12 protein-coding genes and 1 tRNA gene are annotated in these 15,477 nt (G+C 58.1%); 9 read left to right on the plus strand and 4 right to left on the minus strand.

What is annotated here, in order from left to right; genetic code table 11:
• The gene (locus EOW68_RS01240) at nt 1-747 is read left to right on the plus strand and encodes a hypothetical protein (protein ID WP_128223365.1); all 747 of its coding nucleotides are present in this window, start codon (nt 1-3) and stop codon (nt 745-747) included.
• 24 nt (nt 748-771) lie between these two features.
• Here EOW68_RS01240 and EOW68_RS01245 read toward each other — a convergent pair whose 3' ends face one another.
• Nucleotides 772-1,020, minus strand: coding sequence for a hypothetical protein (locus EOW68_RS01245; protein ID WP_128223366.1), 249 nt, complete (start codon nt 1,018-1,020; stop codon nt 772-774).
• A 298-nt stretch (nt 1,021-1,318) separates the two neighbouring features.
• On the opposite strand from EOW68_RS01245, the gene gltB reads away from it, so the two are divergent.
• Nucleotides 1,319-5,866 (plus strand): glutamate synthase large subunit, encoded by a 4,548-nt coding sequence (gltB, locus tag EOW68_RS01250; RefSeq protein ID WP_128223367.1) that lies wholly within the window; start codon nt 1,319-1,321, stop codon nt 5,864-5,866.
• A 73-nt stretch (nt 5,867-5,939) separates the two neighbouring features.
• The gene (locus EOW68_RS01255; RefSeq protein WP_128223368.1) at nt 5,940-6,914 is read left to right on the plus strand and encodes an NAD-dependent epimerase/dehydratase family protein; all 975 of its coding nucleotides are present in this window, start codon (nt 5,940-5,942) and stop codon (nt 6,912-6,914) included.
• A gap of 1,653 nt (nt 6,915-8,567) precedes the next feature.
• On the opposite strand, the gene EOW68_RS01260 is transcribed toward EOW68_RS01255, so the two are convergent.
• On the minus strand, nt 8,568-8,867 hold the full coding sequence (locus EOW68_RS01260; RefSeq protein WP_128223369.1) for a hypothetical protein: 300 nt from the start codon (nt 8,865-8,867) through the stop codon (nt 8,568-8,570).
• A gap of 266 nt (nt 8,868-9,133) precedes the next feature.
• Here EOW68_RS01260 and EOW68_RS01265 point away from each other — a divergent pair, with 266 nt between their 5' ends.
• The 4 genes from EOW68_RS01265 to EOW68_RS01280 all read left to right on the plus strand — a co-directional run bounded on the left by EOW68_RS01265 (nt 9,134) and on the right by EOW68_RS01280 (nt 12,654).
• Nucleotides 9,134-9,544, plus strand: a complete 411-nt coding sequence (locus EOW68_RS01265) for a DUF5805 domain-containing protein (protein WP_128223370.1) — start codon at nt 9,134-9,136, stop codon at nt 9,542-9,544.
• The gene (locus EOW68_RS01270) at nt 9,537-10,559 is read left to right on the plus strand and encodes a tyrosine-type recombinase/integrase (RefSeq protein ID WP_128223371.1); all 1,023 of its coding nucleotides are present in this window, start codon (nt 9,537-9,539) and stop codon (nt 10,557-10,559) included. Before EOW68_RS01265 ends, EOW68_RS01270 begins: the two co-directional genes overlap by 8 nt.
• 596 nt (nt 10,560-11,155) lie before the next feature.
• Complete coding sequence (locus tag EOW68_RS01275) at nt 11,156-12,184, plus strand: amidohydrolase family protein (protein WP_128223372.1); 1,029 nt, start codon at nt 11,156-11,158, stop codon at nt 12,182-12,184.
• A gap of 44 nt (nt 12,185-12,228) precedes the next feature.
• Nucleotides 12,229-12,654 carry a universal stress protein gene (locus EOW68_RS01280; RefSeq protein WP_128223373.1) on the plus strand — a complete coding sequence of 142 codons (426 nt, stop codon included), beginning with the start codon at nt 12,229-12,231 and terminating at the stop codon, nt 12,652-12,654.
• A gap of 1 nt (nt 12,655) precedes the next feature.
• Here the strand turns inward: EOW68_RS01280 and EOW68_RS01285 are convergent, their stop codons facing one another.
• Nucleotides 12,656-13,585, minus strand: a complete 930-nt coding sequence (locus EOW68_RS01285; RefSeq protein WP_128223374.1) for a biotin--[acetyl-CoA-carboxylase] ligase — start codon at nt 13,583-13,585, stop codon at nt 12,656-12,658.
• 263 nt (nt 13,586-13,848) lie between these two features.
• Between EOW68_RS01285 and EOW68_RS01290 the strand changes: the two genes are divergently transcribed.
• Nucleotides 13,849-13,933, plus strand: a tRNA-Leu gene (locus EOW68_RS01290).
• Nucleotides 13,934-14,124: 191 nt separating this feature from the next.
• Here EOW68_RS01290 and thpR read toward each other — a convergent pair.
• The gene (gene thpR / locus EOW68_RS01295; protein ID WP_128223375.1) at nt 14,125-14,676 is read right to left on the minus strand and encodes an RNA 2',3'-cyclic phosphodiesterase; all 552 of its coding nucleotides are present in this window, start codon (nt 14,674-14,676) and stop codon (nt 14,125-14,127) included.
• 52 nt (nt 14,677-14,728) lie between these two features.
• Between thpR and EOW68_RS01300 the strand changes: the two genes are divergently transcribed.
• On the plus strand, nt 14,729-15,472 hold the full coding sequence (locus EOW68_RS01300; protein WP_128223376.1) for a tetratricopeptide repeat protein: 744 nt from the start codon (nt 14,729-14,731) through the stop codon (nt 15,470-15,472).
• The last annotated feature ends 5 nt before the right edge of the window (nt 15,473-15,477 follow it).

Consider the following 15,477-nt stretch of genomic DNA (forward strand, 5'->3'; position numbering starts at 1 on the left):
ATGGTCGAGGTAGGGATCTTCGGCTTCAGTATCGACTTTAGTCTCCACCTGATCGAAGGAAACGCAAATCTGACGTTCATTTTCTTCCTGGGTGTCTCCCTGCTGGCAGCCCTGGGTCTCCGATTTTCCTACTACGCCCACCGCAACATGCTGGCTTCGGATATCGAGACACAGCGAGAGATCTGGGAGTCACTCCGGTACATCGGCGTCTTCGCGGCGGTGTACGCCCTCGCCTGGATTGTCGATATCGTTAGCTCGATCCAGTTTGCCTCGAAAAACGGACTCCTGCTCGCGATGACGCTGTTTCTCGTCCTCTCGCTGCGGAAAATTGCCACACTGACAGGCCGCGAGGGACTCGGACAGTCGAACCAGATCCAGGGAGTGTTCCAGCTGATCGCTGCCGTCGCCATCGGTCTTTACGTGGTTACGGTGACTGTTCTCGGGCAGACGTCCCTGACCGCACTCATCGAAGGAGTCACTGGTCTCCTGCTTGTCGGCTACGGAGTCGTCTTCTTCCGCCAGCAGGTCGCGAACAGACGTCTCCAGGGAACGATGCTCGACTCGTTGCTCCGGCATCTGCTCCCGGTGCTCGTCTTCGGTGGCCTGGTGAGTATCGTTGCACTCTCCATCCCACTCGGGATCGACCGCGCTGTCGTCTTGCATATCCAGATCGTGTTCCTGATTATGACTGCAACGGCGCTGATGACGACGACGATCAAACTCAGGCAAAATCTCGCTTCGTTGTAATGTGGCTCGGTACGTCGGACGTCGCTACAGGTGGCCGTTGTCTCCCTGTCCCGCGTTAAATTTCCCATACCACGTACCGAACCACCAGGCAACGACCGGGACGGCGAGTGCGACCGGCCATCGCCAGATCTCTATGCCAAAGGCGATTCCCGACAGGACTCCCATCAGGAGAACGCCGAGGATGAGCATCTGAAACCAGATATTTGCGAGCGCTTCGACCAGTTGATTGTCCGCACTGGAGTCGTAATCGATATTTAGTAGGTTTTTCGTCATTGTCTTGTCTCGTCGGCTGCACCAGCCTGCGGGATCGGTCAGAACCCGTACAGTAGTGTAATTCGGATATCACCTGAAAAGTGTTCGTCAGACGTCCGACTGACAATGCTGGGAGTAAACAGTGTATACCGTCACGTTTCGGAGGCTGCACGAAACCCTGGCTGCCTGTGGTGCTCGCATATCGTTCATTATTTTCCATAAAAATATAAGTGGCATAATATCGCCTTATTTGGCTATTATACAGGAAGTGGGTTTGAGGGGTAGGCTCATATGGTTCCAGCCCATGGACTGTACTGATATGACTGGGCGAGACTCAGAGACTGGTCAGGTCGGTCTCGCCGACCCCACGGACGCCCGATCAAACTGTGGGGTTGGCATGGTGATGGATCTCGATGGTGTACGTAGCCACGAGGTCGTCGCCGATGGACTCGAACTGGTAGAATGTATGGAACACCGGGGGACGACCGGTGCAGAACAGAACACTGGCGATGGCGCAGGTATTTTGCTTCAGATTCCACACGAGTTTTTCGAGGCAAAGATCGACGTCGAACTCCCGGAACCGGGGAACTACGCTGTCGGCTCGCTTTTTCTGCCACAGGATCCGGACGCTGTCGAACAGCTGAAAAATCGTGCCGAGGAGCTGTTCGCCGAGGAAGGACTCGACGTGCTCGCATGGCGCTCCGTCCCGACGGACAACTCGGATCTCGGTGCCACGGCCCTGGAGTCAGAACCGAACATCCAGCAGGTCGTCGTCGCACCCACCGAGGACGTCGACGAGGAAGAGTTCGAACGACAGCTCTACATCGGACGGCGAGTCGTCGAAGATACGATCGAATCTGAGGAGCTACCCGGCTCGGAGCGGTTCTACATCGTCTCGCTCGACCGGAAGACGGTCGTCTACAAGGGGCTGCTCAAGGCCGAACAGGTCGTCGACTACTTCCCGGATCTCACAGACGAGCGGATGCAGTCGACGTTCGCGATGGTCCACGCCCGCTTCTCGACGAACACACTCGGTGCGTGGCATCTCGCACACCCCTACCGGAACATCATCCACAATGGTGAGTTCAACACCATCCAGGGCAATATCAACTGGATGCGTGCACGCGAGACAGATATTCAGGACGAGGCCTTCGGTGAGGATATCGAGAAGATCAAGCCGATCATCGACGACCCCGAGCAATCCGACACGGCGAGTGTCGACAACGCGCTCGAACTGCTGATGGAGACGGGTCGATCACTGCCACACGCACTCCGAACACTGATCCCTGAAGCCTGGCGTGGCGAGAACACGAACGTCTCGGGTGCCCGCGAGGAGTTTTACGACTACCACGCCTCGCTCGTCGAACCGTGGGATGGTCCCGCGCTCGTCGCGGCGACTGATGGCGAACGCGTCGGTGCGGTGCTCGACCGGAACGGACTCCGGCCGTGCCGGTACGACATCCTCGAAGACAACACGCTCGTGATGTCCTCCGAGGTCGGTGCGCTCGACTACGACGAGAGCGAAATCACGAAACGTGGTCGCCTCCAGCCCGGCGAGTGTTTCCTCGCCGATCCGAACGAGGGACGAGTCGTCCCCGACGAAGAAGTCTTCGATGGACTCGTCGACGACAAGTACGGCGAGTGGGTCGAGGAAGAACAGGTCGTCATCGAGGATATCTCGCCGGACGACGACAACACGCCACAGCAGGAAGTCGACACACTCCGGGGCCACCAGGCGATGTACGGCTACACCTACGACGAGGTCGATCACCTCCTCGAACCGATGGCCGAAAAGGGCAAAGACCCTGTCGGCTCGATGGGTGACGACACCCCGCTGTCGGTGCTCTCGCAGTTCAACCGACCACTGTTCACCTACTTCAAACAGCTGTTCGCACAGGTCTCGAACCCGCCGCTGGATTACATCCGGGAGGAACTGGTCACGAGTCTGGAGACGCGGCTGGGTAACCAGCGCAACCTCCTCGACGAGACCCAGGCACATGCCCGCCAGCTCGTCCTCGATTCGCCGATCCTGACTGACCAGGAGATGGCAGGCATCAAAGAACTCGACGAGAACGGGATGTCGACGAAAATCGTCGATATCACGTACGATCCGGACGAAGACGATCTCGAATCCGCCGTCGAGGTAGTACGAGACGACGCGTCTGCTGCCGTGAACGAGCACGACATCGTGGTTCTCTCGGACCGGAACGCCGATCCGGACCGTGTCCCGATCCCGTCGTTGCTCGCCGTCGGTGGTGTCCACCACCACCTCGTCCGGAACGGACAGCGAAACCACGTCGGGCTCGTTCTCGAATCTGGCGACCCGCGTGCAGTTCATCACTTCGCGACGCTGATCGGCTACGGTGCCGGTGCAGTCAACCCGTACCTGGCATACCAGACGATCACCGATCTCGTCGCCGGTCCGGACGGTGCCGATCCGTCCAGGGCCATCGACGCGTACATGAATGCAGTCGAAGACGGTCTCCTGAAGACGATGTCGAAGATGGGGATCTCGACGGTCGAGAGCTACCAGGGCGCCCAGATTTTCGAGGCGGTCGGCCTCTCCTCGGATTTCATCGATGAGTATTTCGAGGGGACCGAAAACCGGACCGAAGGAATCGGGATGGAGGAGATCGAGTCCGATCTCGAAAAACGACACGAGGTCGCCTGGACAGACGACGCCGACATGGAACGTGTCGGCGAGTACGAGAACCGCTCGAACGGCATCTACCACCAGTGGAACCCACAGACAGTCAGCCACCTGCAGCAGGCCGTCCGGCAGGGCGATTACGAGACCTACCAGGAGTTCGCCGAACTCGTCAACGACCAGCAAGAACAGCTCGCGACACTCCGGGGGTTGCTCGAATTCGAAGACGAACAACGCGAGTCGATCCCGATCGAAGACGTCGAGCCAGTCGAGGATATCGTCAAACGATTCGAGACAGCTGCGATGTCGCTTGGCTCGCTCTCCCCGGAGATGCACGAGAACAACGCGATCGCGATGAACCGGATCGGTGCCACGTCGAACACCGGCGAAGGCGGTGAGCCACCGGAACGGTTCGACACCGAGAAGAACTCCGCGACCAAGCAGGTCGCTTCCGGCCGGTTCGGCGTCACCTCGACGTATCTCTCGGCTGCAGAGGAACTCCAGATCAAGATGGCACAGGGTTCCAAGCCCGGCGAGGGCGGCCACCTCCCCGGCAAGAAGGTAAACGAGATGATCGCTCACGTCCGCTACGCGACGCCGGGTGTCGGCCTCATCTCGCCACCACCGCTGCACGACATCTACTCCATCGAGGATCTGAAACAGCTCATCCACGATCTGAAAGCCTCGAACCCCGACGCGGACGTCAACGTGAAACTCGTCGCCGAGGCAGGTGTCGGTATCATCGCGACGGGTGTCGCGAAGGCGAACGCCGACGTCGTCCACATCTCCGGTGACAACGGTGGGACAGGTGCTTCACCGAAGACGAGCATCAAAAACGCCGGTGTGCCGTGGGAACTCGGCCTCGCCGAAGCGAACCAGATGCTCTGTCAGACCGGGCTCCGCGACCGGATTCGAGTGACGACCGACGGTGGGCTGAAAACTGGCCGTGACGTTGCCGTCGCAGCGTTGCTCGGTGCGGAAGGCTACACGTTCGGGACAGCGTCGATGGTCACCTCGGGCTGTGTGATGGCACGGCAGTGTCACGAGAACACCTGTCCGGTCGGGATCGCGACCCAGAACGAGAACCTCCGTGAGCGGTTCCCCGGCCAGCCACAGCACGTCATCAACTACATGACGTTCATGGCCCAGGAACTCCGCGAGATCATGGCCGAACTCGGCTTCGAATCGATCGAGGAGATGATCGGCAGAGCGAGCCTGCTCCGTCAGCGTGACGACATCACCCAGGAGAAAGCGAAGAAACTCGACCTCTCCACGCTGCTTGTCGAACCGGACCGTCCGGAGGGTGTCGACCGGTACAAGACCCGTGAACAGGACCACGAGGTCGACAAACAGCTCGACTGGGAACTGCTCGAAGAGGGGAAAGGCGCCATCGAGAACGGCGAACCGGTGACCATCAGCAAGGATATCGACAACGTCCATCGCACTGTCGGTGCCACACTCTCGAACCGGATCTCCGAGGAGTACGGTGTCGAGGGACTACCCGCTGATACGCTGTCGATCCGCCTGGACGGAACCGCCGGACAGAGTTTCGGTGCGTTCACGCAGGACGGTGTGACGATGGAACTCGTCGGCACGGCGAACGACTATCTCGGCAAAGGACTCTCGGGTGGGAAGCTGATCGTTCGACCACCCGAGGAGGCCAGCTACAGTGCCCAGGACAACATCATCACCGGAAACGTCGCGCTGTACGGTGCAACCCAGGGCGAATGCTACGTCAACGGTGCCGCCGGTGAGCGATTCGCGGTCCGGAACTCCGGTGTGAAAGGTGTCGTCGAATCTGTCGGCGACCACGGCTGTGAGTACATGACCGGCGGTGCAATCGCCGTGCTCGGCGAGACCGGGAAGAACTTCGCCGCCGGGATGTCCGGGGGTGTTGCCTACGTCTACGATGCAGACGACACGTTCGACCAGCGTGCAAACAAAGGGATGGTTTCGATCTCGGGAACGCTCGAAGGGAGCGACCGGGAGATGCTGACTCGCCTCGTCGAAAACCACGCTGCCTACACAGGCTCCGAACGCGCCGAGGAACTCCTCGATAACTGGGACGAGGAGATCGAGAACTTCACGCGTGTGATGCCGGATGCCTACGCAGAGGTCATTCAGGACCGTGCACGCGACGACGTGCGAAACGAACTCCCCGAATCGGCGACGCTCGAAGCAGGCGAGATGTCGACTGCGATGCAAAGCGGCGCTGACTGACGACGGCGTTCCGAGACGTATCAGCCGACGACGCTGACGCTGTTTTTATTTTCCCACCTCCCGACAGTCCGGTATGACCAGTGTTCTAATTATCGGTGGTACTCGGTTTATTGGCCGGCACCTCGTTCGGGAGTTTCTCGACGCAGCATACGATGTTACGCTATTCAACAGGGGAAACCACGACAATCCCTTCATTGATACCGCTGGTGTCGACCAGTACACCGGCGATCGAACGAGCGATGCAGCGCTGATGAATGCAAAGGAAACAGTCGATCCCGACATCGTCGTCGACTGTGTCGCGTACTTCCCGGGTGAGGTCCGGATGGCGACCCGGGTGTTCGACGACGTGGATGCGTACGTGTTCATTTCGAGCGGGGCAGTGTACGAGCCGGATACGGTACCCAAGCGTGAAGACGAGACACCGCTGGAGCCCTGCACGGACGACCAGGCAGTCGATGCCACTCCGGACAGCTACGGTGCACGCAAAGCCGAGGGTGACCGGATCGTCTTCGAGGCCGCAACAGAGCACGGGGTCCGTGCGATGAGTGTTCGACCGACGATCGTCTACGGCCCACACGATTACACTGGCCGGTACAACTACTGGGTCGATCGCATCCGTACCGACGACCGAGTGCTCGTTCCCGGCGACGGGACGAACATCCACCACCTCGTGTCGGTGTACAATACAGCCCGGGCAATCCGGACTGTCGCCGAAACCGGGACCGCCGGGGAAGCGTACAACGTCGGTGACCGGACGGTGTTGCCGCTAGGTCGGTTACTCGAAACGACAGCGGACACCGTCGGAACTGATCCCGAGTTCGTCACCGCCACCGATCGAGAACTTGCCACTGGAGACCTCTCGATGACTGACTTCCCACTGTACAACCCAGAGACGCACATTCTCTCCACAGCGAAGCTTCACGAGATCGGCTGGGAACCCGTCCCGGTCGAAACCGCGATCGAACGGACTGTGGAGGTTCCATCGAACCCGGAACGGTCTCCGGGGCCAGCACGAAGCGCAGAGAGGCAAGTTCTGGATGAGTTGTAAATTCCACCCTCGTTGAGGTTACGATCTCTCACGTATCTGGCCAGTAATCTATATAGCAACATATGATTTATCAGTTCGATACTCGACAGAATACCAGTCCGTTATTCGATTCGAATGGAACCAGTACACGTCTGATCGTATAAATTGGCCATTGGTGTACACCGCTAACTGCTTCGTACGTCTGCCACTCGATATGTCGATTGCCCGAGCCAGTTTATTCGTGACCGACGGAAATTTTGAAAAGAAGAGTCAGCCGACCGGTAGTCCGGAGATACAGGTCTGCGACGCAGTCTCCACGGTTCAAGTTACGATTTTCAGTGGCCGATTTCGTGATGGATACTCTGGTTGACATCCGAACTTTGTGTCGGTGTCATAGTGGTTATTGCAGGTCTATACCGCCGGGTGAAGAGATACTCGCATTTACAGAGTTGAAGCAGCCTGGTTTTCGTGGCCGTGTCGAAAATCACCGCACGAATCACTCTCAGTCGAATCAGGGCAGATCGTCTGATCGTACACTGCCCGACGAGATCGACGGGGGACAGATACGTTGCCGGTCCGCGGTACTGGAAATAACACGGCATCAGTTCGATCTGCCCCGGATATTCACAGATTCTCTGCTTTTGGAGGGTTCACTCTGATAGCTGTCAGCCTCCATACTGTGGCTATATCCCCCAGGGGATGGGCGCAGGATGCAGCAATTCGAGCTCGTCAGTTCACCCTAACTGTCTACAGATCTGTCTCTGTCCGGGAATCGCACTTGACCCTGTAAGAAATCACGTCTGGGACTGTTGCCCAGACCACGCATCACCAGTGTGGCCATCACCGGTTACACCCCACCAGACCGGCCCACTATGGCTGCATCAACGATGGGTCCGAATACTGGTGGCTAAACGAAACAGAGGAATTTCGACCCAACGGGGGGTGAACCGAACAACCTGAGGCGATTCCCGTGAGATCGAGTGCTCACGGGGATCGACTATCTTGACGAATGTATAGTCACCAGTATGAGGGAATGAGTTAGCTGCCTTTCGTCAAACACTCACGGGATCTGTGGGTGCCAAAGAACGCCTGATCGGAACCCAGCCCCCTGAAGTAAACATCTTCAGGCCGACAGACGAGCTCTAGTAACGGAGTTTGCCGAAGTTCTTCGAGGCTCGCTGCACCTGGTGTGATGGGAAAGTATCTGTCCGCTGTGAGTAGATATGTGTATTGTTAGCACTCGACCTTCTGTAGAAGAGACACCCCGGAAAATCCAGGGCGATACTGCCACAGGACCCGGGTTGCAGTTGATCTATTGGCAGGAACACACCGTTACCCCACCCCATTTAAAGACGGCTAGGGCAAGCTATATTCCGGTCGAACACACGGATGCACGCGGATTCGACCGGCGTAATTATTTTGTCCAGATCAAGCTTTTCTGTCCTCTGATAAACGACGGATCTGTCGGTGCTTTCGCTACCTGTATTTTTAGATGTGAGCGTGATATTTCAGCCCTATCATTTGCCTATTTTCCACCATTTGAGGATAGCACTCATACAAATAAGGGTCTTTAGACGGAAGTATAATATTAGACCGTGGTTCGAGAGCACTGTAATCTCTCTAAATATAGTTTTTCTGACTAGAATGTAGCTGATGCTGTTTTGCTGGGGGTGACTATTTTTCAGCTCCCACTTCCTGGGAGAACAGAATCCTCGAACTCGAATCAGTTTCGTATACCAGCAGTATCTCGTCGCCGTCCTCGACCCCCTGGACGGTTGCCGAATCGCCTGCAGTAATCGACTCGTCGGGGCTCGCTGGCGACGCATCTGTGAGTTCGTGCCACCTGCGTCCTGCATCGGCTGTCTCACCCCGAACGACGAGACCTCCGGCCCTGTTATCCGCATCAGCTACTTCCGCGACGACGGTCATCGTAGCGCTTTCGGAGTCATACTCGCCGGCGAAACTGATTTCCACCTGCTTTCAAAACGTCTCGTCGAGATACCGAACGATCAGTCATAGCAATATATTCCTGACTACTATATAAATACTGACGACTTCCTAACAGTTGAAGACCAAAGTGATCACTCTCTGCGATTGGACGATACGGGGGATACAGTCACAGTGTAGTCTATTGCCGATCTCTCGGTGCCTTACATGACCTACTGACCGCTATCTGGCGGCCTCGTACTTAGACGTGAATCTAACATTAGTTTAATACCAGCTTGGTACGAGAACCCAGTATGGCAGAGGAAACTGACCGGGATACGTCACGGACTGTCGTCCAGACGTACGTCCCCGCGTATCAACGCGATCTGTGGGACGACCACGCCGAGGAACTCGGTATGAGCCGGAGCGAGTTCGTCAAGGCGATGGTTCAAGCGGGCCGTCAGTATTTCGGGACGGAACCAGCTACCCCCCGTGAAGGGGGTAGCTCGACGGCAGATACCACCGAAGACAGTGATCTAGAGGACGAAATCTGTGGGTATCTGGCTGATACTGGCCCCTCTTCCTGGGACGAACTGCTGGCCGGGGTGACCGGCGATATCGAGACACGCCTCGAAAACTCCCTGCAGGAACTCCAGGAGGCCGACGTAATCCGGTACAGCGGGCGTGCGGGTGGATACGTTCTCGTGGAGGGTGCCGATGAGTGAAACCGATGGGAGACGCCGCGATTCGTCGCGGGAGCACATCGATTACTTCCTCGAAGATATCCGCTACCAGGGAAAATCAGAGCGGACCCAGGATGCCTACAGACGCGTTCTGACGGATTTTGCAGCGTATCTCGATACACGCGACCTCTCTATCGAGCACGCGAATCACAGAGATTGTATGGCGTATATCCACCAGCTACGGGGTGCTGTCGCCGAAAGCACCGTCGCGACGTATGCCTCCTATCTGCACCGGTTTTACGATTATATGATCCGGGTCGATGCCTTCGACAACAACCCGATGTCGATCGTCGTCGAAGAGATGGACGAATCGATAAACAGCGACCCCACACGACGAGATCTCTCTGTTCCTGCAATGCAAACCTTCGTGGGCGATATCACCCACCCACTGGACCGGGCAGTCATTCTGACACTGCTCAAAACCGGGATACGAGCCGGTGAGCTGTGTAACCTCGATCTTCGAGATCTGAACCTGAGCGACGACGAGAGTTCGCATCGGCCGCGCCTCGACGGTCGTGAGAACTCACTGTTCGTCGATAACGCCCCCGCTGCGGGTGCGATCTACAACGAGGAACGTCGAACAGCGTCTAACAAGCGGAAACGTGCGACGACTATCCCCGTCGACGGCGAGCTATCGGAGTCACTCGAAGACTGGCTCGCGATTCGTCCCGACCCGGTTTCGACTGCAAAACCACTGTTCGTGAGTACAGCAGATAGCTGGGGGAAGCGTCTGACGCCAGATATGGTCCATCATATTGTCGAAACCAGGGCCCGTGCGGCCGGCTGGTACCGGGAAAACGGTGGGCCAGAAGAGAACGTCACACCGCATTACTTCCGGCATTTCTTTACCACACATCTCCGTGATCGGACGGGTGATCGGGGCGTCGTCAAATATCTCCGTGGTGACGTCGCTACCGACGTGATTGATACCTATACGCACGACTGGGGGAACCGTGTCCGGACCGTATACGAAGAACACATCTATTCTCTGATTTAGTTTATATATCTGTCCTGGCTAAATCTCCAGAGCACTGCTTTCACTCGAACACATAAACTATATGTTGCTATATCAATTGGTGGCCACTTTTTCTTGTTTACTGACCTGGAAAACGAGGCGAGTACTCGAACAAAAATAGATTGATCGGAGTACGCGCATCGGATGTGAAAAAAGTGAGAAACAGACGAATTAGCGCTCATAGTGATTATTGCGGTAATTTTCAGCACGGCAGCGAAACCGAGGCTGTTTCGGCCCTCCTAGACCAGTTCTATCTGAACTTCGCGGTACAGACTCGCAATAATCACTATCAGAGCCAGTGATATTCTCGAAATCGCTGCTCAGCTCCTGACGGCCGACGCGGGTGATCCGGTAGAACGGTTGCCGGCCATCCTGGTCTTCTGGTGCCGCAGTTCGTGGACGGGTCCGGTGTCGACCAGTCCCCGAGGTGGTGGGTAAGATCGAATGGGGTCGTCGATCGCTGCAGCGAGTTTCCGTGTAGAACGCACCCATACGACGAGTTTCGAAGTTCCCCTCGGACGACACTGGAAGCCGACCAACTCCGGTGCGTTCAAACGGGGGCCATCCATACCAGCAGTATGATCCTCGAAGGACGAATCTTACGCGGACGGTCGTTCGAGCCGGTCGAGGGGCGGGTCATCGTCGAAGAAGGCGAGATCGCCGGCATCGAAGAGACCGAGACAGACAGCGAGGGGATCATTCTCCCGGCATTCGTGAACGCGCACACGCACATCGGCGATTCGATCGCAAAAGAGGCCGGAGAGGGACTCTCGCTGGCGGAACTCGTCGCACCGCCGGACGGACTCAAACACCGTCTGCTGGATGCAGCCGAACGGTCTGAACTGATCGCTGGGATGGAGCAGTCGATCTCGTACATGGAGTCGGCTGGAACCGCCGTATTCGTCGAGTTTCGCGAGGGCGGTGTCGATGGCGTGACCGCAATCAGGGAAGCACTGTCCGGCCACGATATCGACTCCGTCGTGCTCGGCCGGGAGACGGAGGACGCTATGCTCGAAAGCGACGGATTCGGTGCCAGCGGCGCGAACGACGCGACATTCGACCGGCTCCGGAAGGCGACTGCCGAGGCCGAGAAACTGTTCGGGATACATGCGGGCGAAGTCGACAGCAGTGATATCAATCCCGCCCTCGATCTCGACCCGGATTTCCTCGTCCACATGACCCACCCCGAACCGCTCCACCTGGAGCGTCTGGCCGACAGCCAGATCCCAGTCGTGGCCTGTCCACGCTCTAATATCACGACGAATGTCGGCATGCCACCGATCCGTGAGTTGCTCGACCGGACCACTGTCGGTCTCGGTACCGACAACGTCTTTTTGAACAGTCCGTCGATGTTTCGGGAGATGGCCTTTACTGCCAAGTTGTTCGACGTCTCCACACGGGAGGTCCTGCAGATGGCCACGATCAACGGCGCGGAGATTGCAGGGCTGAACTGCGGTCTCGTCGAAGACGGGCGGGACGGGGCGTTGCTGGTTCTCGACGGCGAGTCGGCGAATCTCACGGGAGCGGAGGATATCGCCAGAGCAGTCGTCCGGCGTGCTGGCGTCGACGATGTCGAGCGAGTCGTCTATCCAGCAGATAGCAGATAATCTGCGCGGGTACAACTAAGTCATCGCGTGGTGTAGTTTCAACTATGTACGACAATATACTCCTCCCGACAGATGGCTCAGAGAGCATGGATTCGGTGCTCGACCACGCGATCGAACTCGCCACAGTTCACGACGCGACCCTGCACGCACTCTACGTTGCGAACACAGCCTCGCTTTCGGATCTCCCGATGGAGTCGTCCTGGGAGAACGTCAGTGCGGCATTACGAAAGCAGGGTGAAGATGCGATAAAGACGGTCGAAGAGAAAGCAGGTGATTTGCTGGTCGAGACAACGATTCTCGAAGGATCGCCTTCGAGGGAGATTGTCGACTACGCCGAGGAAAACGACATCGACGTGGTCGTGATGGGAACACACGGTCGATCGGGTGTCGACAGGCTGTTGCTCGGCAGCGTGGCCGAGCGAGTACTGCGGTCCTCACCAGTACCGGTGCTTGCAATACGACTCGACTGAGCTACTCGGCTGGGCGGAGATGCTCGCAATCACCCGCGCTAATCGTGAGTTTCTCTGCACCAGTATCGACGATCAACGATCCTGGAAATTCGATTCCGACAGCTTCGCCGACTATCTCTTCTCTCTGGGTTTCGACTCGGACTCGCTGACCGATTGTCGACGTCAACTCCCGCCAGGCGGGGAGGATCGACTCGGTCTGTTCCGAGCGGTTCCAGAATGCTTCGAGAAGGTTCTGGGTCAGCCTCCGGCGATCGACGTCGCCGATTTCGGCGCGGAGACTCGTCGCCGGTCGTTCGCCGGGCAACTGCGTGCTGTCGACGTTCGCGTTGAGTCCGATGCCGACGACGAGCCAGGAAATCCGGTCGGCCTCCCCTTCCATCTCGGTCAGAATCCCGGCCAGCTTTCGCCCCTCGACCTGTACGTCGTTGGGCCACTTGATGGTCGCGTCGACGCCGAGTTCTCGGACAGCACGGGTGGTCGCGACGGCGGCTGCGAGTGTGAACAGTGGAGCGTGGACGGCCGGCACTTCTGGCCGGAGAAGTATCGAGAGCCAGATGCCACCACTGGGAGAGCTCCACTCGCGGTCGAGTCGACCCCGCCCGCCGGTCTGTTCGTTCGCCAGGACAACCGCGTTCTGCTCGCCCGCTGCTGCGAGTTCTCGCGCCCGACTGTTCGTGCTCCCAATCGAGTCGTGGTATTCGACGGTAAAGGGGGCTGACAGCCCGAACTCGACGGCTGACCCGCCGAACTCAGGGATCGATTCGAGTCGGTATCCCGACTCCCTGCTCGCTATCTCGAAGCCCTCCTCGCGCAGTGCCTCGATGTGTTTCCAGACGGCTGCTCGCGTGATATCCAGCTGCTCCGCGAGCGCCGGACCGGTAACCGGGCCGTCGGCGAGGTGGGCCAATATGTCCGCACGTCGTTCCTGCATATCTGTTCCTGTCGCCCGGGGTACTACGGTCTTTCTCCACGCCCACGTGACAGATGTCTCGACACTCCGGGAGTTCTTGGCTCATAACTGGCTCTCTCACGCTGACAGTTGTCCCCACCCTGGACGATTTATCGCTTTCTTTGGTGGTCTTCGGTTAGGTGGTGTGCCCGTGGGTCTGTCACGCAGTGAGCGGGCGAATCGACAGTCATTTTAATGTCCCTCGGAAATAGGCAGATGCAGGAGACAGACACCGGATAGCGTGTGCGTGGGTAGCCAAGCCAGGCCAACGGCGCAGCGTTGAGGGCGCTGTCCTGTAGAGGTCCGCCGGTTCAAATCCGGTCCCACGCATCGCTTTGCCCGAACGGAAGTGAGGGCATCGGTGCTCGGTGCTATCCTACAGAGATCAGCACCCACGCAACTTCTCACGAAGCTACGATCGACAGTAGTGACTACACTCTATACGTCCTGTAGCGATCCGCCGGTGAGCGGTCGGTCGTAACTCCGTGGCAGGAATACAGTACAAACTGGAGCCGTGAGTATTAGAGTTCGAATCGCTCGACTGTCGAGTACTCGGGTCCGTCAGACGTTAGTTCGCTCTCTTTCAACCGGACCTCGTCGATCTGTACGGTTCCAATGTTCGGGTCCTGATTCTCGACGACCTCCTGGACCAACTCCTTGCCGCCAGCGTGATCCATCCGCGCGACCGTCGCATGCGGCGTGAAGTCGTGGTCTTCCGGATCGAACCCAATTGCAGTTATCTGGTCTTCGACTGCTTCGTGAAGGCGAAGTAGCTGATTGCTTCCCGACCGGACGCCGACCCAGACGACGCTGATGTAATCGAGATGTGGGAAGACCCCGAGACCGCCGATCTCTGCCGAAAAGGGGTCGACACCGGCCTCCCCGACGGCGTTTTCGAGTTTCTCCGTAAGTTCTGGGAGGCGATCTTCGTCGGTATCGCCGAGGAACTTCAGCGTGATGTGTGCCTGTGAAGGGTCGGTCGGCCGGATGCCGGATGCGTCCTCCAGGTGCTCCTGTACGGTCGCTATCTCGTCGGCCAGTCCGTCCAGATCCACACTGACGAACAGTCGCATACAGACAGTTCGGTGACGCAGGCCTTAATGCTGGGCCATCCCAATCTACTGTATGACCAAAGAGCCAGAGGATCACGAGTTCTCCGAGGGGCAGGGATTCACCGATCCCTACGAGGGGTTCGATATCGATCCGCCGGAGCTCGAAATCGATGCCGATCAGATCGATCCCGTCGACTCGCACGCACTCGCAGACCTCATCGACGAGGACAATCTCGGGAAAGACAACGTCGACGCGGCAAAACTCGTCGACGTCGGGCTGGAGTATATCCGGATCAACCGTCACGAGCAGGCGACAGAGGCCTTCGAGCGCGCGGCGCGGTACGCCGACAGGGAGACGGTCGAGCAGGAAGCCTGGGTAAACAAAGGTGTGGCCCACGCGGAACTCGAAGAGTACGACGCTGCGATCGGTGCCTACCGAGAGGCGCTCGATATCGACGAGGATTCCGAGCACGCCGCGAGTGCGGAGACGAATCTCGCGTACGCGCTCTGGGAGTTCGGTCGCACGGAGGAGGCACTCGAACACGCCGAGCGCGCAGTCGAACTCGATCCGCGATTCGGCCAGGCCTGGTACAACCGGGGCTTTTTCCTCAACGAGCGCGGACTCGCCGAGGACGCACTCAACGCCTTCGACAACGCGATTCGGCTGGGGTATCGCAGCGCGGATCTGCTCGAAGAGAAAGCGATCGCCCTCGAACAGCTCGGCGAGGACGAACGTGCAGAGGAGGTCGCCGAAGAAGCCGAAGAGATGCGCTCCGCGAACGAAGAAGAGCTGATCGACGACCAGCTGACGGAGTGAGCAGA

It is taken from the genome of Halovenus amylolytica (assembly GCA_004015825.1).
Lineage (GTDB): Archaea > Halobacteriota > Halobacteria > Halobacteriales > Haloarculaceae > Halovenus > Halovenus amylolytica.